This window comes from Streptomyces sp. ISL-99 (genome assembly GCF_018614005.1).
GTDB lineage: Bacteria > Actinomycetota > Actinomycetes > Streptomycetales > Streptomycetaceae > Streptomyces > Streptomyces flavidovirens.
On record NZ_JAGGPC010000051.1, the window covers coordinates 24,620 to 46,383 of the forward strand.

16 protein-coding genes are annotated in these 21,764 nt (G+C 69.7%); 12 read left to right on the forward strand and 4 right to left on the reverse strand.

Annotated features, from left to right (window positions below; all coding sequences use genetic code 11):
- Nucleotides 1-108: 108 nt before the first annotated feature.
- The gene (gene car, locus J7E91_RS29010) at nucleotides 109-3,639 is read right to left on the reverse strand and encodes a carboxylic acid reductase (RefSeq protein WP_374224793.1); all 3,531 of its coding nucleotides are present in this window, start codon (nucleotides 3,637-3,639) and stop codon (nucleotides 109-111) included.
- Nucleotides 3,640-3,991: 352 nt separating this feature from the next.
- Between car and J7E91_RS29015 the strand changes: the two genes are divergently transcribed.
- The 5 genes from J7E91_RS29015 to J7E91_RS29035 all read left to right on the forward strand — a co-directional run bounded on the left by J7E91_RS29015 (nucleotide 3,992) and on the right by J7E91_RS29035 (nucleotide 9,761).
- The gene (locus J7E91_RS29015; RefSeq protein ID WP_214909625.1) at nucleotides 3,992-5,164 is read left to right on the forward strand and encodes a 3-deoxy-7-phosphoheptulonate synthase; all 1,173 of its coding nucleotides are present in this window, start codon (nucleotides 3,992-3,994) and stop codon (nucleotides 5,162-5,164) included.
- A gap of 225 nt (nucleotides 5,165-5,389) precedes the next feature.
- Entirely contained in the window at nucleotides 5,390-6,046 is a 657-nt protein-coding gene (locus J7E91_RS29020) for an isochorismatase family protein (protein WP_214909626.1), read from the forward strand.
- Between the two features lie 50 nt (nucleotides 6,047-6,096).
- On the forward strand, nucleotides 6,097-7,989 hold the full coding sequence (locus J7E91_RS29025; protein WP_214909627.1) for an anthranilate synthase family protein: 1,893 nt from the start codon (nucleotides 6,097-6,099) through the stop codon (nucleotides 7,987-7,989).
- Between the two features lie 91 nt (nucleotides 7,990-8,080).
- Entirely contained in the window at nucleotides 8,081-8,776 is a 696-nt protein-coding gene (locus J7E91_RS29030; protein ID WP_214909628.1) for an acyl carrier protein, read from the forward strand.
- A 13-nt stretch (nucleotides 8,777-8,789) separates the two neighbouring features.
- Entirely contained in the window at nucleotides 8,790-9,761 is a 972-nt protein-coding gene (locus J7E91_RS29035; protein WP_214909629.1) for a 4'-phosphopantetheinyl transferase superfamily protein, read from the forward strand.
- Nucleotides 9,762-9,806: 45 nt separating this feature from the next.
- Here J7E91_RS29035 and J7E91_RS29040 read toward each other — a convergent pair whose 3' ends face one another.
- Nucleotides 9,807-10,427, reverse strand: coding sequence for a ScbR family autoregulator-binding transcription factor (locus tag J7E91_RS29040; protein ID WP_214909631.1), 621 nt, complete (start codon nucleotides 10,425-10,427; stop codon nucleotides 9,807-9,809).
- A gap of 221 nt (nucleotides 10,428-10,648) precedes the next feature.
- Between J7E91_RS29040 and J7E91_RS29045 the strand changes: the two genes are divergently transcribed.
- Nucleotides 10,649-11,665, forward strand: coding sequence for a ScbA/BarX family gamma-butyrolactone biosynthesis protein (locus J7E91_RS29045; RefSeq protein WP_214909632.1), 1,017 nt, complete (start codon nucleotides 10,649-10,651; stop codon nucleotides 11,663-11,665).
- A gap of 131 nt (nucleotides 11,666-11,796) precedes the next feature.
- Here the strand turns inward: J7E91_RS29045 and J7E91_RS29050 are convergent, their stop codons facing one another.
- Nucleotides 11,797-12,570 (reverse strand): SDR family NAD(P)-dependent oxidoreductase, encoded by a 774-nt coding sequence (locus J7E91_RS29050; protein ID WP_214909633.1) that lies wholly within the window; start codon nucleotides 12,568-12,570, stop codon nucleotides 11,797-11,799.
- A gap of 227 nt (nucleotides 12,571-12,797) precedes the next feature.
- Nucleotides 12,798-13,403, reverse strand: coding sequence for a TetR/AcrR family transcriptional regulator (locus J7E91_RS29055; protein WP_214909634.1), 606 nt, complete (start codon nucleotides 13,401-13,403; stop codon nucleotides 12,798-12,800).
- A gap of 185 nt (nucleotides 13,404-13,588) precedes the next feature.
- Between J7E91_RS29055 and J7E91_RS29060 the strand changes: the two genes are divergently transcribed.
- The 6 genes from J7E91_RS29060 to aroC all read left to right on the forward strand — a co-directional run bounded on the left by J7E91_RS29060 (nucleotide 13,589) and on the right by aroC (nucleotide 21,741).
- Nucleotides 13,589-14,779, forward strand: a complete 1,191-nt coding sequence (locus J7E91_RS29060; RefSeq protein WP_214909635.1) for a transposase — start codon at nucleotides 13,589-13,591, stop codon at nucleotides 14,777-14,779.
- A gap of 95 nt (nucleotides 14,780-14,874) precedes the next feature.
- On the forward strand, nucleotides 14,875-16,116 hold the full coding sequence (locus tag J7E91_RS29065) for a transposase (RefSeq protein WP_251016418.1): 1,242 nt from the start codon (nucleotides 14,875-14,877) through the stop codon (nucleotides 16,114-16,116).
- 258 nt (nucleotides 16,117-16,374) lie between these two features.
- Nucleotides 16,375-18,477, forward strand: a complete 2,103-nt coding sequence (gene tkt / locus J7E91_RS29070) for a transketolase (protein WP_251016419.1) — start codon at nucleotides 16,375-16,377, stop codon at nucleotides 18,475-18,477.
- Entirely contained in the window at nucleotides 18,474-19,757 is a 1,284-nt protein-coding gene (gene aroA, locus J7E91_RS29075; protein ID WP_214909636.1) for a 3-phosphoshikimate 1-carboxyvinyltransferase, read from the forward strand. Before tkt ends, aroA begins: the two co-directional genes overlap by 4 nt.
- Nucleotides 19,757-20,560, forward strand: coding sequence for a shikimate dehydrogenase (locus J7E91_RS29080; protein WP_214909637.1), 804 nt, complete (start codon nucleotides 19,757-19,759; stop codon nucleotides 20,558-20,560). The genes aroA and J7E91_RS29080 overlap by 1 nt, the downstream gene beginning before the upstream one ends.
- Nucleotides 20,557-21,741, forward strand: a complete 1,185-nt coding sequence (gene aroC / locus J7E91_RS29085) for a chorismate synthase (RefSeq protein ID WP_214909639.1) — start codon at nucleotides 20,557-20,559, stop codon at nucleotides 21,739-21,741. The genes J7E91_RS29080 and aroC overlap by 4 nt, the downstream gene beginning before the upstream one ends.
- Nucleotides 21,742-21,764: the final 23 nt, after the last annotated feature.

The window sequence follows — 21,764 nt, forward strand, 5'->3', positions numbered from 1 at the left end:
CCGTACAGGTGTGGCAAGCCCCGCTGACCTGCGGTGCGGCGCCCCGACCGAGTTCCAGACGGTCGGGGCACCGGGGCACCGGGGCCGGGGCCGGGGGGTGGACCGAGGTCAGTCGGCCAGGCGACCCGTTCGGGGCGAAATGAGCTCCTTGAGGTCCGTCGCGTATTTCTCGATGAAGGTCGATGACAGTTGCGGAATGTCACCCGCCGGACCAAGACGGGCGGCCCGGACCGCGGCCCTGAACCGGGCGGAGGGGATGGCGGATCCGGTGATGGCGTTCTCAGGGGTCCGGTGTCCGTGGAGGAGCGGAAGGATCGAGTGCTGCCGCTGCGGCTCGGGAGCCGCACGCAGGGCTGTCTCGAATCGGGACAGCCACTCGTCGTAGTCGTCCACCCGGTCAATGCGGTGGCCGGCCTCGTTCAGCCAGTCGACGAAGGTGTCGAGCGAGATGCCGTCGTCGTGCGGGTTCACCAGGCTGAAGGTCTGGTAGCCCCGCAGCGCGTTCCCGCCCAGCGTCACCACGGCCTCGGCGGTGAAATCAACGGGAAGGCCGTCGTAGTGGGCGCGTTGGCGCTTCCCCGCACGGTCGGTCGCGTAGAAGGAGTGCGGTGCGATTCCGGTGATGATGAGGCTGAGCAGCAGCCGGGTGAACATGTCGGGAATGTTCAGCTGTCCCGGGTAGGTGCTGTGCGCCAGGATCATGTTCGAGCGGAATGTGGTGACGGGGAGACCGCACAGGTCGTGTGCCTCCCGGAGCAGTACCTCGCCGGCCCACTTGCTCGTCGCGTAGCCGCTGGCGTAGCCGTCGTCGACCGGCTGGTCGGGAATGGCCTCGCGGACGTCCGAGTCCTCGTCCAGGGCCTGGTCGCCGTCCAGGGAGGCGGCAACGGCCACGCTGGAGATGTAGGTGAACGACTTGAGCCGGCTGGTGAGTCCCAGGCGTACGAGTTCGGCGGTCCCCACCACATTGGCGTCGAACAGGTGGTTGTACGGAAGGATGTGGTTCACCAGGGCTCCGGCGTGGACGATCAGGTCCACGTCGTCGGCCAGCTGCTGCCACATCTGGTCACTGAGGCCCAGCTGCGGCTCCGCCATGTCGCCGGTCACGACTTCCAGGTGCGCGGCGGCCAGGTCCCGGAAGGTGCGGGCCAGTTCACCGTCCCCACCGCTGAAGGCCTCGTCGAGCCGGCTTCTGGCCGCGGCGTTGTCCTTTCCGCGCACCACGCAGATCAGCTTGCCGCCCGTCGGGGCAAGCCGCTTCAGCCACTCCAGGCACAGGAAGCGGCCGAGGTAACCGCTCGCCCCCGTAAGGAGGACGGTGCGCGGCGCTCCGACGGGCCGGGGAAGCGACCCGGCGCCGGCGAGGGTCTGCGCGTCGATGAACTTGTCGAGGGTGAGGTCCTTGGCGTGGACCTCGGTGCTGCCGGCCCCGTGGACCGAGGCGAAGTCGACACGCCGTACTCCGGCCGATTTCTTTCCCTCGATATAGCCGGCCAGCAGCTGAAGGTCGTAACCGGGGCTGATGATCACATCCACCGGTACCCGGATACCGAAGATGTCATGGAGGAGGTCGGAGAACGTCACCGCGGACATCGAATCTCCGCCGATCTCCCTGAAACGGGCGGCGGGGCTCACCTCGACCGTCGAGGTCGAGAGCAGCGCCCGAGCCGCCCGCTGAACCGTCTCCAGAACGGGTCGGTTCATGCCGGTGCGGCGCACTTCACGCAACTCGTTGGTCTCCCTGGAGGAGATATCGGAGTACATCTCCTCCAGGTCCTGGCGGTACTTCTCCAGTAGCTGGGGCCGCAGGAGCTTTCGGTGGTCCGAGAGCAGGCCGTTGTGCTGACTGAACGGCTCGGTCTCGATCAGGAAGTCACGCGGGATCTCATAGGAGTTCAGCCCGATGTCCTTCGCGATGCTCTGGAACGATTCGCCGAGGAGCTTCTTGAGCGTCACCTCGTCGCCGCCGAACTGGTCAAGGGCGTCCGAGGTGGGGACGACCACCGCGAGGAGGTAGGACCGCTCGCTGTTTCCGTACACGAATATCTGGCGGACCAACGGGCTGACGGCAAAGGTTGCCTCCAGGCCCGAGGTGGCGACGAATTCGCCCTGTGACAGCTTGAGGACGTTCTTGCGCCGGTCCACGATGGCATGCCGGCCCGGCTCTGTCTCCGCGACGATGTCGCCCGTCCTGTAGTAGCCGTCTTCGTCGAAGATTTCCGCATTCAGGTCAGGTCGTTTGTAGTAGCCGGGGACCATCGCCGCGGTCTTCAATAGGAGTTCCCCCCTGGGATGAGGCAAATCGGTGCGGAAATAACCGAGTTCGGGAACGTCAGCGAGTTTGTAGTCGGTGACGGGAGGGCTCAGCAACCTGCCGTCGACCGATACGGCAGCGGCCTCGGTGGAGCCGTAGATGATGTGCAGCTCGATTCCGAGCAGGGACTCGGTGAAATCCTTCAGCTCGGCCGACAGCGGAGCCGATCCGCAACTGGCCCACCCCACACGGCCGCCGAGGATCTTCTCGCGCATGTCCTTCTTGACTTCCGCCTCGATCAGCTCCGGATCGCCGGTGCTGCCCGTGTGCCGGTCGAGTTCGCTCTGGTATTTCTGGAAGAGCATTTCGCACACGCGCGGAACCAGGGACATCTCTGTGGGCCGTGCGAGCGCCATGTCCTCGAGGAACGAGGAAAGGTCGCTCTTCGCCGTGAAGTACGTGGTTCCGCCGCGCGACAGGGTGTTCTTCAGCGAGGAGTGCCCGGCAACATGGCTCATCGGCATGTAGTGGAGATTCACCGCATGCTCGTCCGAGAACAGCTGCGACCAGGCGCCGCCCCACATCGCCCTGGACAGCCGCTCGGTGTACATGGCGCCCTTGGGCGTGCCCGTGCTTCCCGAGGTGTAGATGAGCATGGCGAGCGGATCCTCGTCGCCGGCGGGCTCGAACAGCGGCGCCGGGGGCAGTTCGGCGCCCCGCTTGAACACCTCCGACAGCAGATCGATGTCCACCTCGCGCCCGTGCTGCTCAAGCCGGTCCCGGGCAGACGCGAACCTGTCGAACTGATCTTCCACTTCCGGGTGATAGTCGAAGAGCACCAGGCGCCGGACCGACGGGCTCCTCAGCGTCAGCTCCACGGCGACGTCCAGACGCTCGGCGCTGGTGGCCACGACGACAGGGCCGGTCTCTTCGACGATCGCAGCGAGCTGCGGCACCGGGGAACTGGTCTGGAGCGGCACGCTGACCGCGCCCAGATGGGCACAGGCCAGATCGATCGTCGTGTACTCGGCGCTCGCGAATCCCAGGACGGCCACCCGGTCCCCGGCCCGCACGCCGTATTCGGCACGGTGATGCCATTCGCTTGCGACGGAGCGGACGCGATTCCACAGCTCGCCGAAGGTGGTCATTTCGTACCTCGGCAGCAGGCCGATACGCGTGCGACCCGTATCGGCCTCCCGTATGAACTCTGTCGCGCGTTCGCTCAGGGCAGGGCGATCCGCGTAGCGTTCCATCGTGTCGGCCATCACTCGCGCAAGTCGCATGATGAATCTCCGTATCGCGTAACTGGAATACGCCAATTCCTGAGGTCGGGCGCCAGGCGATGCTAAGCACGACGGAACCGAACTGTTGGGCGAAGGAACCAGACTCTGTCAGGTCCGCCCTGCGGGCCCGGGCCCGTCATCGCCCCACCTGACGAACTATGAGTTCCACGGTTGCCCGCCGGCGGCCCGGGCCCAAGAGTGGCACTTGTCCGAGAGACGGTCCCGGTCGGCGATGCGGAAGGCATCGAAATTCCCACACCTGAGCGGCGGACAACGGCTCAGCGCTCCGGGACCCATGGGCTTTCGTGGGGTGAAGCACCCTCCGATCGAAAGCCGCCGAAGGACTCCTGAAATCGCCGGGCGTCAGCTGTGCGCGTCATTCCGTGCGGTTCGGTCCATCACCAGGTTTGTCGACAGCCGGACCGCGTACGGCCGGCCAATTCGAGGGAACTCAATGATCGACATAGTGTCCTACCTCCGTTCCATGCCCGCCCTTCAGCAGCCCGACTGGGAAAATCAACCGCAGCTCGAAGAGGTCCGTACGGACCTGAGCCAGATGCCCGCGCTGGTGGACGCCGAGGCCGTGCACCGGCTGCGCTCGCTGCTCATGGAGGCCGCGGCCGGCCGCCTGCAGATCATCCAGGCCGGTGACTGTGCGGAGGATCCCGCTGAGGCGACTCCGACGGACGTCAGGCGCAAGGGCGCACTGCTCGACATCATGGCCGGAACGATGCGGCTGAACACCGGATCACCGGTGCTGCGGGTCGGCCGCATCGCCGGACAGTTCGCCAAGCCCCGCTCCTCCTCGGTCGAGATGGTCGACGGCCGGGAACTTCCCGTCTACCGCGGCCACATGGTCAATCGCCCGGAGCCCGACCCCGAACTGCGGCGCCCGAACCCCCGGAACCTGCTGTCCGGCTACCGCGCCGCCAGCGACATCATCCATTTCCTGGGCTGGCGCGGCACCGAGAGCAGGAAGGACCTCGATGTACCGGTCTGGACGAGCCATGAGGCGCTGCTGCTCGACTACGAACTGCCCCTCCTGCGCCGCGAATCCGACGGCTCGCTGCTGCTGACGTCGACCCACTGGCCGTGGGTGGGGGAGCGGACCCGGCAGCTCGACGGCCCGCACATCGGACTGCTCTCCGCGATCTCCAACCCGGTCGCCGTGAAGGTCGGGCCCACCATGACGCAGGACGAGATCCTCGCGCTGTGCGACCGGCTTGACGCGCAGCGGCAGCCGGGCCGGCTGACGCTCATCGCGCGGATGGGCGCGGAGCAGTCCGCTCGCACACTTCCCGCGCTGGTCAAGGCGGTTCACGAGGCAGGGCACCCCGTGCTGTGGCTGTCGGACCCGATGCACGGCAACACGGTCAGCGGTCCCGACGGGATCAAGACCCGTTTTGTGAAGACGGTGGTTCAGGAGGTCCGCAACTTCCAGGAGGCCGTGACCCAGAACGGCGGAGTGGCGGCCGGGCTCCACCTGGAGACCACCCCCGAGAACGTGTTCGAGTGCGTGCACGACGACACCGAGGCCGGGCGTCTCGGGGAGAAGTACGTGAGCTTCTGCGACCCGCGGCTGAATGCCCAGCAGGCGGTCGAGGTCGTCTCGGCCTGGCACGGCTGAGCCGGCGCATCTGGCGGGGCTGTTGACCCTCCCCCGGCGCCAGGGGAAGGCCGGCCGCCCACCTCGCCGGGCCGCTGGCCTGCCACACCTGGCGGCCCCCCCCGGCCGACCGCCCACCTGGCGGTGGCCCCCTGCCCATCGCCTTCCCCTTGGCCGGCCGAGCCCATGGCCGGCCATGCGGCGCCCCGCGCTCAGTGCCTCGTCACCGAAAGGACGTCATCGCCCATGCCGAGCATTCCCCCCGTTGAGCCGTACCCGCTGCCCGGGGAAGGGGACCTCCCCGACAACACGGTGAGCTGGGTGCCCGACCCGAGCCGGGCCGTGCTGCTCCTCCACGACATGCAGGAGTTCTTCCTCCGGCCGTTTCCCCGTACCGGCGAACCCGGCGGCGCCCTGGTGTCCAACGCCACGCTGCTCCGGGAAAGCTGCGCCGAGCTGGGCATTCCCGTGGCCTACACCGCGCAGCCCGGTGGCATGACCCCGGAGCAGCGCGGCCTGCTCAAGGACTTCTGGGGGCCGGGCATGAACCCGACCCCGGAGCACCGCAAGGTCGTCGACGGGCTCGAACCCCGCGACGGCGACTGGGTGTTCACCAAATGGCGGTACAGCGCCTTCCACAAGTCGAACCTTCTGGAACGCATGCGCTTCCACCGGCGCGACCAGCTGATCGTCTGCGGTGTGTACGCACACATCGGCGTACTGATGACCGTGGTGGAGGCCTTCACCCACGACATCCAGCCCTTCCTGGTCGCCGACGCCACAGCCGACTTCTCGGCCGACGACCACCGGCTCGCCCTGAACTACACCGCACAGCGCGCGGGCCGGGTGCTCACGGCCAAGACCGCGCTGAGCGAACTGCGCCGGTCCGAGGCCGCCCAGTGAACACGCCCGCCTCGACGCCTTCCTCGACGCCTTCCTCAAGGGGGAACACCATGACATCGCCGAATGAAGTTCCCGAGCTCCTGGCACGGATCCTCGACGGCAGCGCGGAGGAATTCGCGCTGCTGCACCGGCCGGAACAGGCCGGGGCGGACACCCTGGAGATCCTCCTCGGCGAGGTGACGGAGGTCGCCGTCCTCAAGGACCTGCCGCTCCCCCCGGACCCGGTGCCGGGCGCGGGACACGACCTGCTGGTCCTCGTGCCGTACGGGCAGATCACCGAGCGGGGCTTCCAGGCCCGCGACGACGGGGAGTCACTGCTCTCCATGGCCGTGCGCGAGCATGCCGCGGTGCCGCTCAGTGCGAACCTGTCCCATCTCCCGGGAGAACCGGTCAAGTTCACCGATGGACAGTTCGACGTGTCGGACGACGACTACGCCGACATCGTCCGCCGGGTGATCGCCTCCGAGATCGGCACCGGGGCCGGCGCCAACTTCGTGATCAAGCGCTCCTTCACCGCGCAGCTGCCCGACTTCTCCCGGCAGGTGGCCCTGTCCGTCTTCCGGCGGCTCCTGGAGCGCGAGGCCGGCGCGTACTGGACCTTCCTGGTGCACACGGGCGGCCGGACCTTCGTGGGTGCCACGCCGGAACGGCACATCAGCGTGCATGACGGGGTGGCCGTCATGAACCCGATCAGCGGGACCTACCGGTACCCCGCAGGCGGTCCCACGCTCGACGGCGTCATGGAGTTCCTCGCGGACCAGAAGGAGGCCGACGAGCTCTACATGGTCGTCGACGAGGAACTGAAGATGATGGGCCGGATCTGTCCGTCGGGCGCCCGCCTGGTGGGCCCGTATCTCAAGGAGATGGCCCGCCTGGCGCACACCGAGTACTTCATCGAGGGCACGACCGACCTGGACGTCCGCGACATTCTGCGCAAGACGCTGTTCGCCCCGACCGTGACCGGCTCCCCGCTGGAGAACGCCGCCAGGGTGATCCACCGGTACGAGCCCGTCGGCCGCGGCTACTACAGCGGAGTGGCCGCCCTGATCGGCCGTGACGCGGCGGGAGGCCGCACACTCGACTCCTCGATCCTCATCCGTACCGCCGACATCGATTCCTCGGGGCGGATGAGCATCGGGGTGGGAGCGACTCTGGTGCGCCACTCGGATCCGGAGTCCGAGGTACGCGAGACACGGGCCAAGGCATCCGGACTGCTCGCGGCACTCGGTGCGGCCGAGCCCGTCCGTTTCGGGTCGCACCCTTCGGTCCGCGAGGCGCTCGACCGGCGGAACGACAAGATCGCCGATTTCTGGCTGCGTGACCCGGCCGCTCCGGCCGCTCCGGAGCACCCCTTGGCGGGACGCAAGGTCCTGGTGGTGGACGCGGAGGACACCTTCACCGAGATGATCGCCCACCAGGTCCGGTCCCTCGGCTGCGAAGTGACGGTGCGGCGTTTCGACGAGACGTACGACTTCGACCGGCACGACCTGGTCATCATGGGTCCCGGTCCGGGGGACCCGCGGGAGACGGGCCACCCCAAGATCGCCCATCTGCGGGGCGCGGTCACCGCACTGCTTCGGGAGCGCCGGCCCTTCCTGGCCGTGTGCCTGAGCCATCAGGTGCTCAGCACCCTCCTGGGCCTGCCGCTGCGTCGCCGGCCGGTGCCCAATCAGGGGGTCCAGCACGAGATCGACTGGTTCGGCGAGCGCGCCCGGGTGGGCTTCTACAACACCTTTGCCGCCCATGCCGAACACGGCGACTTCGAGCATCCCGAGTACGGGCCCGTACAGGTCAGTCACGACCCGGCGACCGGTGAGGTCCACGGCCTGCGGGGCCCCGGCTTCGCCTCCACACAGTTCCACGCCGAATCCGTACTGACCCAGGACGGCCCGGGCCTCATCGCCTCGCTCCTCCAGGAGGTGGCAGCCGTACGCGTCGGATAGGCGCGGCAGAGATTCCCCCACCCGGACCACTTGGACGCATCCGTGACACTCCCTGGTCGGCCGGCCGGGACGGACACTCTGGAGCCAGCCCATGTCCCATGAACATCAGACCCTCCCCGGGGCGGCCGCCGACGCACCGCCGCCCGCCCCGCTGACCGAGCTCGTGGAGATGCTTGCCGGTCTGCTGCGGCTGCGGCCCGAGCAGATCGACCCCGGGCAGACCTTTCGGTCGCTGGGGGTCGGATCCGTACTGACCGTGAAGTTCGTATCCCTGGTGAACGCCCGCTGGGGCGGCGAGGTCAAGGTCACCTCACTGTTCGAGCACCCGACTCCGCTGGCCCTCGCCGGTCATGTGGCACAGGAGACCGAGACCTTGCCGGCCCCGGCGCCGGTCCCGGTCTCCTCGCCCACTCCGCTGGAGCCCGCCGCGCAGGACGTGCTCGACCTGCTGTGCAAGCAGCTGGCGGGCATCCTGCACTGCGCTCCGGAGGACATCGACTCCTCGGCCCCCTTCAACCTCCTGGGCGTGGACTCCATCCGCGGGGCGCAGTTCGTAGCGGCCATCAACCTCGCCCATGGCATGAACGAGCGTGCCGTCGCCCTGTACGACCACCCGAACCTCGCCGCCATGGCCGTGCACATCGCTCACCTCACCAAGACAGCCGCGCCGCCGCCGGTCCCGGCCGGGACCGGCGGCGCCATCGAGCTGGAGGCACTGCTCGACGCGGTGCAGGCGGACCGACTCTCCGTCGAAGAGGCGCTCACGCGACTGCCTCGACGGGTGTGAATGGGCGGAAACAATGGACGAACGAGACATACTCATCCGGTTCAAGGCCGGTCTCCTGGACCGACGGCGGGCCGTAGAGCTCCTTGTGGCGCTGGAGAACGCGACGCATCCCGGCCCGGCTCCCGGGCAGGTCCCGGACAGCGGCCGGCCGGCCGGTTCCGACGGCGTCCCCGGTGCTCCTTCCGATGAGCCGGGACAGGGTCGGCCCGAACCCGTCAAGCTGTGGTTCTGCTCCAATGACGAGCTCGATTCCGCACTCGCGACCACCCTGGCCAGGCACTGGCTGGACGAACACGAGCAGAAGATCGCGAGCCGGTTCCTGTTCGAGTGCGACCGGCGCCAGTACCTGGTCGCCCACGCGCTCGTACGACGCGTACTGGCTCTGGAGAGCGGCATGCCCGAGGCGGAAGCCGTGATCTGGCGCTCCTCACGGGGGCGGCCCTTCCTGCAGAGGCCGGCCGAAGGACTGCCACGCGGCGGACCGGAGCTGGACTTCAACCTGTCCCATGCCCAGGGCCACAACCTGCTCGGTGTGGTGCGCCGTCACCGGATCGGGGTGGATGTGGAACGGGTCGACCGCGGTGAGCAGGGGCTCGACGCGATCATTGAGACCTTTGCGCGGGACGAGCGGGAATGGGTGGCGCGAGCCGCGCCGGGCCGCAGCCGGGACTGCCGGACGCTGCGGCTGTGGACGCTGAAGGAGGCGTACTCCAAAGCGCGAGGCCTGGGACTCGGACTGCCCTTCGACAGCTTCTCCTTCACTCTGGACGAGAAACGGGGCGTCCTGGGATTTCGGCCGCCCGAGGACGAGGAGGCGCTGCCATGGCGATTTCTGGAACTGGAGCCGGCGCCCGGTGTGCTGGCGGCCGTGGCACTGCTCGCCGACTCCGGGGTGCCGTCCGCGCTCCAGCTGCACCGCGGATTTCCCTGGAGCCGGGAGGCACCGCAGCTCCTCGCGCTGCCGAAGGCGGTCGCGGAGGCATGACGTCGTACGCGTGGTGCGCGGCGGCGTCGTAGACGGCGGTCCGGGTCAGGACCTGCTGTGCACCGGGGTGAGATCGATACGGGTCAGGGCTCCGGGGGTGGCGATCCCCGGGAGCAGCAGCCGCCACATCTCCACCGTGCGCTCCGGCAGGTCCGCCCGGCCGTTCACCAGCTGGGCGTACAACTGCACGCCCGTACACGCGCTGACGACGAACTCCGCCACCCATGCCGGGTCGACCGCGGGCAGCAGCTCACCGTCGTCGAGGGCGTCGCGGAGGCACTCCTCCATGATGTTCCGCCACTCCAGGAAGGCCGTGGCGTCCTGCATGCCGAAGCTGCCCTGCTCCACCGAGAGGCGTACGCCGGCCCGCAGCAGCGGGTCCTCCAGAAGCCGCCGTGACCACACCAGGGTGATGTCCACGAGCCTTTGCAGCCCCCGGGAGTCGAGATGCGGCTCGATGGTCTGGGGCTGCGCCTGCATGACCGCCTTGGCGAGGCCCTCCTTCGACTCGAAGTGGAAGTACAGCGCGCCTGCGGTCACCCCGGCGCGTCGCAGGATCTTGTTGATCCCCGTTCCGGCGAACCCGGACGCGTCGAACTCCTCTGCTGCCGCCCGCAGCAGCACTTCGCGCGTGCGCAGCGCGCGCTCCTGCATCTGTCGTGCCATGACGGCCCTCCGATCTTGGCTTGTTAAGGCCGGTCCTATGAGCCGGTAAAGCCTGGACAAAAAAAAGAATGAATCTTATTTTATCTCTCAGTGCCCCGGCCGTCCAGGCGGGTGCGCCTGTTCCTGCTTCTCCGTGTGTCCGCGTTGGTCCGCACGCTTCGAAGCGTGTGCGCGAGAAGTTCCGTGTGCGCTTGTATCCGTCCCTCTGTCCGGGAGTATTCATGCCAAGCACAGCCATCCACGCCGCCCTCGCGCAGCGCCCTGCCTTCGTGGCCAGGCAGCTCGTCCACAAGGCCAATCCGGCCGAGGTTCTCCTGACGGGCTGGCGGCCCGACGGGAACGACGGCTTTGTCGCCTCGGCCCACTGGCCCAAGGTCCATGGGTGCTACGCCACCGGGCGGACCGCCCTCGATCCGCTGTTGCTCACCGAGACGGTGCGCCAGTCGCTCCCGCTGCTGTGCCACGGCGCGTACGCCGTCCCCATGGGCCATCATCTGCTCTGGGACACCTTCAGCTATGAGCTCACCCCTGAGGCGCTTGCCCCGAAGGATCGCTCCGGGCCGCTCGAACTCCATGTCACCTGCCTGGACTTAACCCGTCGAGGCACGCGGGCAGCTGCGCTGACCCTGCTCGTCTCCGTGGTGCAGGGCGCCGACCTGCTCGCCCAGTGCACCACACGGTTGACCGTTCAGGCTCCTGCCGTCTACCAGCGGCTGCGGGCGGGTCGCGGAACCCCCGAGGACGTCACCGCTCTGCCGGCCTCCCCCGCCGCTCCGATATCTCCGTTCGCCCTGCGGCGCGCGAGACACCGCGATGTGGTGCTCAGCCCTGCGGGCAACGACACGCGCTGGAGGCTGCGGGTGGACACCACGCACCCTCTCTTCTTCGACCACCCGCTCGACCACGCGCCGGGCATTCTCCTCCTGGAGGCGGCCCGCCAGGCCGCCCGGATGCTTCCCGCTCCTCGTCCCCTGCCCGTCATGGCCATGGAGACCTCTTTCTTCCGCTACGTCGAACTCGACGCGCCCTGCTGGATCGAGGCGCAGCTGCCGCAGCTCGGCCCGGACGGTCACCGCCGTACCGTGATCTCCCTGCGACAGAACGGTGTCGAGCACTTCTCCGCCACGGTGAAGCTCGCCCGGGAGCCGGGCCACCGATACCTCCCCTCCGCGCAGGCCGGCATCGAGATCATTCCCTCTCCGGTCAGGGGAAGCGTCGCCGTGCCGGTGCGGGCCTGATCCGCCGGACACGCCCCTGGGCGTGTCCGGCACTTCGGCCCCGGCGCGCCGTTCGCGCAGGCCCGGCACAGACGGGGCAGCCCACTCCGATTCCGGAGTGGGCTGCCCTGTGAGCTTTGGCCGTACTGGCGTCAGGCGGCGGTCCAGCCGCCGTCGACGGGCATCGCGACACCCGTGACGAAGGACGCCTGATCGCTGCAGAGCCAGGCCGCGCTCCGGGCGATCTCCTCCGGCTCGGCCATCCGCTTCTGGACCGAACGCCCGACGAACTCTTCCTCCAGTGAAGGAGTACCCGTCAGCACCTGGTCCATCATCTCGGTCCGCGTGCTGCCCACCACCAAGGCGTTCACCCGTACCCCGCCCCGGCCGTACTCGGCCGCAGCCGCCCGGGTCAGCCCCAGCACCGCGTGCTTGGCTGCCACATAGGCGGAGGACGCCCCCGTGGCCAGCACCCCCGCCACGCTTGAGGTGTTCACAATCGCCGCCGGGCGGCCGGAGCCGAGCATGGCCGGGATCTGGTGGCGCAGGCAGTTCCACACGCCGCGGACATTGACGTCCATGATCTCGTCGAAGACCGCGGCGTCCGTCTCGTGCAGCAGACGGCCGGCCGCCGCGCATCCGGCGTTGTTGAAGGCCCCGTCGAGTCCGCCGAACCGTGACACCGCCTGGGCGACGGCGCGTTCGACGTCGCTCTCCCGGGTCACATCTCCTGCCACCGCCATGGCCCGGCCGCCGTCCGCGGTTATCTTCGCGGCCAGGTCGTGCAGCCGCTCTTCGCGCCGGGCCATGAGCACCACGGCCGCGCCCTCGGCGGCGAACACGCGCCCGGCCGCCGCGCCGATTCCGCTGGACGCTCCGGTGATCATCACAACTCTGTCCTGCAGCAAACCCGTTCCTCTGCTCATGCCGAGTTCCGCCTCCCCCTGGTCTGCGGAGGCCGGCATCGCATCGGCCCCCGCCCGCAAGATGATTCCGTTCCCCTCGGGGCACGGAGCCCGCACGGGCCCTTCCGGGCGCGTGCGGCTCTCCATCGTCCCTGTCGAACCAAGATAAATATAATCCTTCTTATGTTTTTTCGCTACACCCGGATCCGGTGCGGACGCGCGGATCCGGCCGGGGATCCGTCCCCGATTCAGGCCGGTCCGGTCGGCTGAACAGCCGAGACGCCGTAGAGCAGCAGATCGCAGACCTGGGTGAACCGCGTTCTGGCGGCCGCCATGTCCTCCCGGTGGAGCTCATGGCCGCGGGCGCGCACCTCCGCCCCGGAGACGATGTAAAGAGCCATCTCGGTCACCGCTTCCGGGGTGACGCCGTATCTCAACTGCCCGCTTTCCTCGGCGTGCTGGAACATCTCGCGGGCAACCGGGAGCCAGGACTGCGCCCAGCCGTCGACCCCGGGGAGCTCTTCGGTGAGCCGGGCGGCCGCGCGTACGACGGCATCGCGATGCAGCAGTTCCATCAGGGTGAACACGAGCATGCGGGCCCTGCGTAGCGGTGAGGCCGGCAGCTCGGCCACTTCCTGCACCTTCTCCGCGATCCGCGAGAGGCCGAGCTCCACCAGCTCTGCCACCAGGCGGTCCTTCGTGGGGAAGTGGAAGGTCAGCGCGCCCATCGACACCTCGGCCGCCCATGCGATGCGGTGCATGGCCGCGCCGCTGGGGCCGTGTTCGCCGATCTCTCGCGCGGCGGCGTCGAGCAGAGCGCGTCGCGTCAGCACCGACCTTTGCTGCTGTGCCATGACGTCCTTTCTCCGCTACTCACTGGGCGCCCATACAGTCCACCGCTCATCGGCCGGTCCACAACGGCGACTTGACGAAGTTGCATCCGGAACCCTCCCGTCCTCTTCAAAAAAATAAAAACTATCGCTATGTTTCTAGTGTCGCCGACGGCCGCAGTCGGCCAGCATCGATCAAGGAGTCAGTCATGTCTGCACAGGCCACGGCCGTCCTCGGTGCACCGCTCCGCGCGGGGCACGGGAGCCACGAAGGCCTGACTGCCTACAGCGAGCGGGTCTTCGGTCATCTCCCGCGCAGCGACCAGCGCCGCTGGGCCGCCACCTATCTGCGCGGGCTGCTGTACACCCCGGGCCGCAAGACGGTCCGGCGGATGGCGCAGACACTGGCCCTGCCCGACAGTGCGCCGCAGGCGCTGCAGCAGTTCATCACCGCCAGCCCCTGGGAGTGGACGACGGCGCAGGCGGAACTCGCGCGGTCAGCCGTGGAGTTGATGCCCGATGCCGTGTGGACGGCAAAGTCCGTGCTGCTGCGCAAGCGGGGGAATCACTCCGTCGGCCTTCGCCCGCGCCTCCTTCCCGAGACCGGCCGGCGGGTGAACTGTCAGGTCGGCATCGGCCTGTTCCTCTCCGACGGCCGGCGCAGCCTCCCGGTCGCCTGGCGTCTTCTCCTGGACGACACCTGGTGCGCCGATCCCGAACGCCGCCGCCGGGCGCGGATCCCGCACGAGGTGGCGCCCCGGCCGGCCTGGGCGCTCGTACTGGAGATGCTCGACCAGTTCGCCGCCGTGGGGGTGGCCGAGGCCGCGCCGTTGGTGCTCGGCCACGACTACGCCCATGGCGCCGCCCGGCTGGCCGCTCATCTCGCCCGAAGGGGACGGGACTTCGTCGTCGAGGTGCCGTCCCACCAGCCGCTCAGCCCGGTCCCGCTCCGTGGGGCCCGCCCGTCCATGGCCACCGTGGCCATCAGTGACGCGGCTGCTCTCGCGGAGGCCCGCTGCCCGCGAACGCCCGCCGCCCACCCGGGCCACTCATACATGTACTCGACAACGGTCCGCATTCCCTCCTCCCGGCCCTCGGCGCCCACCGCTCACCAGGCCCACCGGCTCGTCGCGGAGGTCTCCTCCGCCCGGAAGCGGCCCTCCCGCTTCTGGGTCACCTCGCTCCGTGACGCGCAGCCCGCCACCGTACGCGCACTCGCCCACCGCACGGCCGTGACCGATGCGGCCGTCCGGGACATCCAGAACGAGCTGGGGCTCCTCGACTTCGAGGGGCGCTCCTTCCCCGGCTGGCATCACCACATGACGCTGGCCTCCGCCGCCTACCTCTACCGCCACCTGGAGCCGGGGCCCGCACCACAGCGGTGGCCGGGCCTCACCTGACCCTGGCCCCGAAGGCGTCGCTCCGTCGGACACACACCGCACCGCGATCGAATCCCCAGCGGTCCGGCCACCGGGCAACAGTGAGGAACCCCCCCATGACTGACGTGTATGTGCACGATGCGCATGCTGTCCACGACATACCGATTCCGCTTCGTTCCGCGTCCCGCGACGTGATTCTCGCCGAACTCGCCTCCCGGGTCTTCACCTCTCTGACCCGCAGTGACCAGCGCCGAAAGGGAATCCAGTACCTGAACGGCCTGCTGGAGATCCAGGGGCGCAAGTCGATCCGCAACATCGCGGCACTGCTCGGAGAGCACGTGTCGGAACAGAACCTGCATCACTTCATCTGCGACTCCACCTGGGACTGGGTACCCATTCGCCGAGCCCTTGCCGGCGCCTTGCTTCCCGAGGCATGGGTGGTGCGGCCTGTGATCATCCCCAAGGCGGGACAGCACTCCGTAGGGGTGGACCGGCATTTCTCCCGGGCCCTGGGACAAACGGTCAACGCGCAACGCGCCGTCGGTGTCTGGGCGACGTCCGAACACCTGAGCGCACCGGTCAACTGGCGCCTTCACCTCCCTCCCTCCTGGCTCATGGACGACTCCCGGCGCAGTCAGGCGGCCATTCCGGACGAGATGAACGCGGAAACGATGGAGGAATGCTCGGTCGAGGCGGCTCTGGAGACCGCGATGGGATGGGGACTTCCCGTACGCCCCACCGTTCTCGACCTCGACGAAGCGCACGCACCTCTCCTGGAGAGGCTCACCACCACACGTACGCCGCTCCTGGCGCGAGTGGGCCCGAACACTCCGCTCACGGTGACGGACCCCGTCGTCCCCGGCCGGGGCCAGGGCATCCGCAGCGCACACGAGATCATGGTCATGGCCAAGAACATGCGGCGTCCGGTGTCGGGGTGGCGCCACGCGCCGGAGCCGGTGGGGCGCAGGGCCCTGGCCGCTGCCGTCCGCGTGGGATTCCCGGCGCGACCCGCACGGCTCACGGGGAACTCCCCTGCCTCGGAGCGCAGAGGGCTGGTGCTCGTGGGGATGGGGGAGGACGGCGGTCGCTGGCCGGCCGAGCTGTGGCTGTCCAACCTCACCACGGTGCCCACGGACTACCTGGTGAGGCTGCGCAGGCTTGCCGACCGGGTGGACCACGACGCCCTCGGCATCGCGGGCCGGGTGGGCATCCGGGACTTCACCGGACGCTCCTTCAACGGATGGCACCGGCACATCACGCTTGCCTCGATCGCCCATGCGGTCGTCGCGCTGGCCGGCAACGCCCATGCGCCGCAGCCCACCAGACATCAGCTGCCACACGCTAGTTCTCGAAGTTGAGCTTGGGCCGCGACCAGGTTGCCCTCCATAGTTCTGAGCGGCGGCCGGGAAACGGCGTGGCCCCTCCGGCGGCCTCCTCGCCGCCGGTACCCCCGGAGCGCGGCAGCACCCGCGCCCCTCGCAGCGAGGTCCGGCACCGGGCAGGGACATACACCCGGACCCACCTCCTGCGCACACCTCGACCGCGCTGTTCCGCAGCGCCCCAACGTCAGCCTTCCGCGGTCCTCCAAGGCCGCCGACCTCTGTAGGGACGACGCCATGCAGGCACCAGAGCAGACCGCACCGCAGTGGCCGATGCCACGCTCCGAGGAATGGAGCACGCTCGACCAACGTGCCGTGGACACCGCCCGCGCCCTGGCGATGGACGCGGTGCAGCACGCCGGCCACGGGCACCCCGGAACCGCGATGAGTCTCGCCCCGGCCGCGTACGTCCTGTTCCAGAAGGTCATGCGGCACGATCCGGCCGCTCCCTCCTGGGCGGGACGCGACCGCTTCGTACTCTCGGCGGGCCATGCCAGCCTGCTGCTGTACGTCCAGCTCATGCTGGCCGGTTATCCACTCACCCTGGACGATCTGAAGGCGTTCCGCCGCTGGGGCAGCCGCACTCCGGGGCACCCGGAGCACGGGCACACCCCTGGGGTGGAGACCACCACCGGACCCCTGGGGCAGGGCGTCGCCAACGCCGTGGGCATGGCCATGGCCACCCGCTACGAGCGGGGGCTCCACGACCCGGACGCCCCGGCCGGCTCCTCCGTCTTCGACCACACCATCTGGGTCGTCGCGGGCGACGGCGACCTCCAGGAGGGGGTGTGCGCCGAGGCGTCCTCCCTGGCGGGACACCAGAAGCTGGGCAATCTCGTCGTGCTCTACGACGACAACCACATCTCGATCGAAGGCGACACCAGCACCGCCTTCTCGGAGGACGTCGTCCAGCGGTACGCCTCCTACGGCTGGCACGTGCATCGAGTGGAGCCGAAGCCCGACGGGGACCTGGACCCCCGTGCGCTGCACGAGGCGTTCCTCGCGGCCCGGGAGGAGAAGGACCGGCCCTCGCTGATCGCCGCACGTTCGGTCATCGCCTGGCCCGCCCCGCACGCACGGGGCACCGCCGCGGCGCACGGCGCCGCGCTCGGCGAGGCGGAGGTCGCGGCCACCAAGGAAATGCTCGGCCTCGATGCGGGCCGGTCGTTCCAACTGCCGGACGACGTACGCGCCCACACCCGCAAGGCCCTCGACCGCGGCCGTGCCGCGCACGCCGCCTGGGACAAGGAGTTCGCGCGCTGGCGGGAGGCCCACCCCGCACGGGCCGAGGAGTACGAGCGGATGTCCCAGGGGCGGCTGCCGGCCGGATGGGAGAACAAGCTCCCCACCTTCGAACCCGGCACCGCCATGGCCACCCGCAAGGCGTCGGGCACCGTCCTTGCCGCCCTCGGGCCGCTGCTGCCGGAGCTGTGGGGCGGCTCCGCCGACCTCGCGGGATCCAACAACACCACCATCGACGCCACGTCCTCTTTCCTGCCCGTCGGCAACCCGCTGCCGGAGGCGGACCCGTACGGCCGCACGGTGCACTTCGGGATCCGGGAACACGGCATGGCGTCGGTGATGAACGGCATCGCGCTGCACGGCGCGACCCGCATCTACGGCGGCACCTTCCTGACCTTCTCCGACTACATGCGTCCCGCGGTGCGGCTGGCCTCGCTGATGCGGCTTCCGGTCACCCATGTGTGGACCCATGACTCGATCGGGCTCGGCGAGGACGGCCCCACCCACCAGCCGGTCGAACAGCTCGCCTCGCTGCGCGCGATACCCGGCCTGAATGTCGTACGGCCCGCGGACGCGAACGAGACGGCTGCCGCCTGGGCGGAGATCCTCCGCAGGCACCGTACGGATCCGGCCCCGCACGGACTCGTACTGTCCCGGCAGAACCTGCCCGTACACCCGCCCAACGAGCAGGTGTCGCGCGGTGGTTACGTCCTCCTTGAGGCCGAGGGCGGCACTCCGCAGGCCCTGCTCATCGCCACCGGCTCCGAGGTGTCCCTGGCGGTCGCCGCGCGGGAGCTGCTGCAGGAGCAGGGCATCGCGACCCGCGTGGTGTCGATGCCCTGCCTGGAGTGGTTCATGGAGCAGGACCGCGCCTACCGCGACCAGGTGCTGCCGCCCGGCGTACGGGCCCGGGTGACCGTCGAGGCCGGTGTCGGCATGTGCTGGGACCGCATCGCGGGCGAAGCGGGACACGTGATCTCCCTGGAGCGGTTCGGCGCCTCGGCCGACGGCGCGCTGCTCTTCCGTGAATTCGGCTTTACCCCCGAGGCGATCGCCGCCGAGGCGCGAGCCGCTGTGGAAAGGACGACCCGTTCATGACGACGCAACTCTCCCGGCTGCGCCCGCTGACCGCGCGGATCCCCGGATCCAAGAGCATCACCGCCAGAGCCCTGCTGCTCGCCGCGGCGGCACGGGGCACCAGCACCCTGTGGGCTCCGCTGATCAGCCACGACACCCTGGCCTTCAAAGCGGCACTCGGTGACCTCGGAGTGGCCGTCGAGAACAGCCCGAGCGACCAGTACTGGGACGTGACCGGCATCGGGCGCGCCCCGGTGGGAACGGCGAAGGTGTGGTGCGCGGACGCCGGCACCGCGGCCCGCTTCCTGCCTCCGTTCAGCGCGGCGGGCGAGGGCACCTTCACCTTCGACGGCTCCGAACAGCTACGGGCCCGGCCGCTGAGCCCTCTCCTCGAAGCCATGACCGCCCTCGGTGCCCACGTGGAGACACCCTCGGCGGGACGCCTTCCGCTGACCGTGCGGGCGGCCGGCCTGGGGGGCGGCACACTGCGGGTGGACTCCTCGATGAGCAGCCAGTTCCTCAGCGGTCTGCTGATGGCCGCTCCGCTGATGCGGCGTCCGGTACGGGCCGACCTGCGCGACTCGGTCAGCCGCCCCTACCTCGACATGACGCTGTCCCTCATGCGCCGCTTCGGTGCGGACGTCAAGGAACCCGACAACGGCGTGGTCGAGGTGCACCCGGGAAGCTACCGGCCGACCGCCCTGGTCATCGAGCCCGACGCCTCCACCGCCTCGTACGTCTTCGCCGCGGCCGCGGCGACCGAGCACAAGGTGACGCTGCCCGGGCTCGGCGTACACAGCCTCCAGGGCGATCTGCGGTTCGTGGAGGTGCTGAGCCGGCTCGGAGCACTGGTGGAGGTGTCGGAGGGCTCCGTAACCGTCACCGGCACCGGCCGGCTGCGCGGCGGCTTCACCATCGACATGGGTGACATCTCGGACACCTTCATGACCCTCGCCGCCCTCGCCCCACTCGCCGACGCACCGCTGACCATCCGTGGTGTGGCGCACGCACGGCTCAAGGAGTCGGACCGTATCGCCGCGGTGACGCACAACCTGCGCGCCTGCGGGATCGAGGTGGACGAGACGCAGGACGCGGTCACCATCCATCCCGGTCCGCTGCGGCCGGCCCGCATCGCCTGCTACCGCGACCACCGGATCGCCATGGCGTTCTCCGTCCTGGGGCTGGCCGGGCGGGTGCGGCTCACGCTCGACGACCCGTCCTGCGTGGCGAAGACCTTCCCCGGCTTCCACCAGGAGATGGCACGGCTCTTCACCGAGTACATCACCCCGGAGTTCCGCTGATGCAGACGTACACGCGGCACCGGGCCGCCGTGCTCGGCTCGCCCATCGGGCACTCCCTCTCCCCGGACCTGTCCCTGGGGCCGGAGTGGGCAGGGCTGTCGCTCACGATGCCGTTGAAGCGGGCAGTGATCCCGCTCCTCGACGAAGTGAGCGAGTGCGCCGCCTCGGTGGAGGCGGTGAACACCGTTCTGCTCCACCCGGACGGGCGGCGTACCGGCGACAACACCGATGTCCCGGGCATGGTCGCCGCCCTGCGCGAGCACGGTGTGCGGCGGGTGGAGACCGCCACCGTGCTGGGCGCCGGAGCCACCGCCTCCGCGGCGCTGGCAGCGCTGCGCACGGTGTGCGCGGGTGAGGTGACCGCCTATGTGCGCGGTGCGGCGCGAGCGGCTCAGATGCGCGACTGGAGCGAACGGCTGGGGACGGCGGTGCGCACCGCCCCGTGGGAACGGGCGGCGGAGGGCCTGCGGGCCGATCTGGTCATCGCCACCACCCCGCACGGCGCCACCGACGAGCTGGCCACCGCCGTGCCGTCGGTGCCGGAGGTGCTCTTCGACGTGCTGTACGACCCGTGGCCGACCGCTCTGGCCGCCGCCTGGCAGCGGGCGGGCGGGGCGGTCGTGGGCGGCCTCGACCTGCTGGTCCATCAGGCCGTCGGCCAGGTCGAGCTGTTCACGGGATGCCGCGCGGCACCGCTCGGCGCGATGCGGGCCGCCGGAGAACGAGCACGAGCACGCGCGGCAGGCGGTCCCGCACCGGAAACCGCCGGCCATGACGACGAGACGAAAGCAGAGGAACGATGAGCAGGTTGCGCTGGCTGACCGCGGGGGAATCGCACGGACCCGCACTCGTGGCCATCCTTGAGGGCCTGCCCGCCGGCGTCCCGGTCACCACCGGCGTGGTGGCGCAGGAGCTGGCGCGGCGCCGGCTGGGTTACGGGCGGGGCGCCCGGATGAAGTTCGAGCGGGACGAGGTCACCTTCCTGGGCGGGGTGCGGCACGGTCTGACCATGGGTTCGCCGGTGGCGGTGATGGTGGGGAACACCGAGTGGCCCAAGTGGGAACAGGTGATGGCGGCCGACCCGGTGGACCCGGAGGAACTGGCGAGCCTGGCCCGCAACGCGCCGCTGACCCGGCCCCGGCCGGGGCACGCGGATCTGGCGGGGATGCAGAAGTACGCCCTGGAGGAGGCGCGGCCGGTCCTGGAGCGCGCTTCGGCGCGGGAGACGGCGGCGCGGGTGGCGCTCGGCGCGGTGGCCCGGTCGTATCTGAGGGAGACCGCCGGGATCGAGATCGTCTCCCACGTCGTGGAACTGGGCGCGGCCAGGGCCCCGTACGGGAGCCATCCCACGCCGGCGGACGTGCGGCGGCTGGACGCGGATCCGGTGCGCTGTCTGGACGCGGACGCCTCGAAGGCGATGGTCGCGGAGATCGACCAGGCACACAAGGACGGCGACACCCTGGGCGGTGTGGTGGAGGTCCTGGCCCACGGGGTGCCCGTGGGACTGGGCTCGCATGTGCACTGGGACCGGCGGCTGGACGCCCGCCTGGCGGCTGCCCTGATGGGCATTCAGGCGATCAAGGGGGTGGAGGTCGGTGACGGCTTCGGCCTGGCCCGGGTGCCGGGCTCGCGGGCGCACGACGAGATCGTGCCGAGTGCCGCGGGCGTCCGCCGGACGTCGGGCCGCTCGGGCGGCACCGAGGGTGGCATGTCCACCGGTGAGCTGCTGCGGGTACGGGCGGCGATGAAGCCGATCGCGACCGTGCCGCGGGCGCTGAAGACCATCGACGTGACCACGGGGCAGCCCGCCGAGGCCCATCACCAGCGCTCGGACGTGTGCGCGGTGCCGGCGGCCGGGATCGTGGCCGAGGCGATGGTGGCCCTGGTCCTCGCGGACGCGGTGGCGGAGAAGTTCGGCGGCGACAGCGTCGCCGAGACCCGCCGCAATGTGGCCGGTTTCCTCAACGCCCTGGAGATCACATGAGTACTGGTAACCCGGCCTATCAG

Excerpts from the sequence above, each read along its gene's own strand:
- J7E91_RS29015 (WP_214909625.1), top strand. The coding sequence starts at position 3,992 with ATGATCGACATAGTGTCCTACCTCCGTTCCATGCCCGCCCTTCAGCAG.
- J7E91_RS29020 (WP_214909626.1), top strand. The coding sequence starts at position 5,390 with ATGCCGAGCATTCCCCCCGTTGAGCCGTACCCGCTGCCCGGGGAAGGG.
- J7E91_RS29025 (WP_214909627.1), top strand. The coding sequence starts at position 6,097 with ATGACATCGCCGAATGAAGTTCCCGAGCTCCTGGCACGGATCCTCGAC.
- J7E91_RS29030 (WP_214909628.1), top strand. The coding sequence starts at position 8,081 with ATGTCCCATGAACATCAGACCCTCCCCGGGGCGGCCGCCGACGCACCG.
- J7E91_RS29035 (WP_214909629.1), top strand. The coding sequence starts at position 8,790 with ATGGACGAACGAGACATACTCATCCGGTTCAAGGCCGGTCTCCTGGAC.
- J7E91_RS29040 (WP_214909631.1), bottom strand. The coding sequence starts at position 10,427 with ATGGCACGACAGATGCAGGAGCGCGCGCTGCGCACGCGCGAAGTGCTG.
- J7E91_RS29045 (WP_214909632.1), top strand. The coding sequence starts at position 10,649 with ATGCCAAGCACAGCCATCCACGCCGCCCTCGCGCAGCGCCCTGCCTTC.
- J7E91_RS29050 (WP_214909633.1), bottom strand. The coding sequence starts at position 12,570 with ATGAGCAGAGGAACGGGTTTGCTGCAGGACAGAGTTGTGATGATCACC.
- J7E91_RS29055 (WP_214909634.1), bottom strand. The coding sequence starts at position 13,403 with ATGGCACAGCAGCAAAGGTCGGTGCTGACGCGACGCGCTCTGCTCGAC.
- J7E91_RS29060 (WP_214909635.1), top strand. The coding sequence starts at position 13,589 with ATGTCTGCACAGGCCACGGCCGTCCTCGGTGCACCGCTCCGCGCGGGG.
- J7E91_RS29065 (WP_251016418.1), top strand. The coding sequence starts at position 14,875 with ATGACTGACGTGTATGTGCACGATGCGCATGCTGTCCACGACATACCG.
- tkt (WP_251016419.1), top strand. The coding sequence starts at position 16,375 with ATGCAGGCACCAGAGCAGACCGCACCGCAGTGGCCGATGCCACGCTCC.
- aroA (WP_214909636.1), top strand. The coding sequence starts at position 18,474 with ATGACGACGCAACTCTCCCGGCTGCGCCCGCTGACCGCGCGGATCCCC.
- J7E91_RS29080 (WP_214909637.1), top strand. The coding sequence starts at position 19,757 with ATGCAGACGTACACGCGGCACCGGGCCGCCGTGCTCGGCTCGCCCATC.
- aroC (WP_214909639.1), top strand. The coding sequence starts at position 20,557 with ATGAGCAGGTTGCGCTGGCTGACCGCGGGGGAATCGCACGGACCCGCA.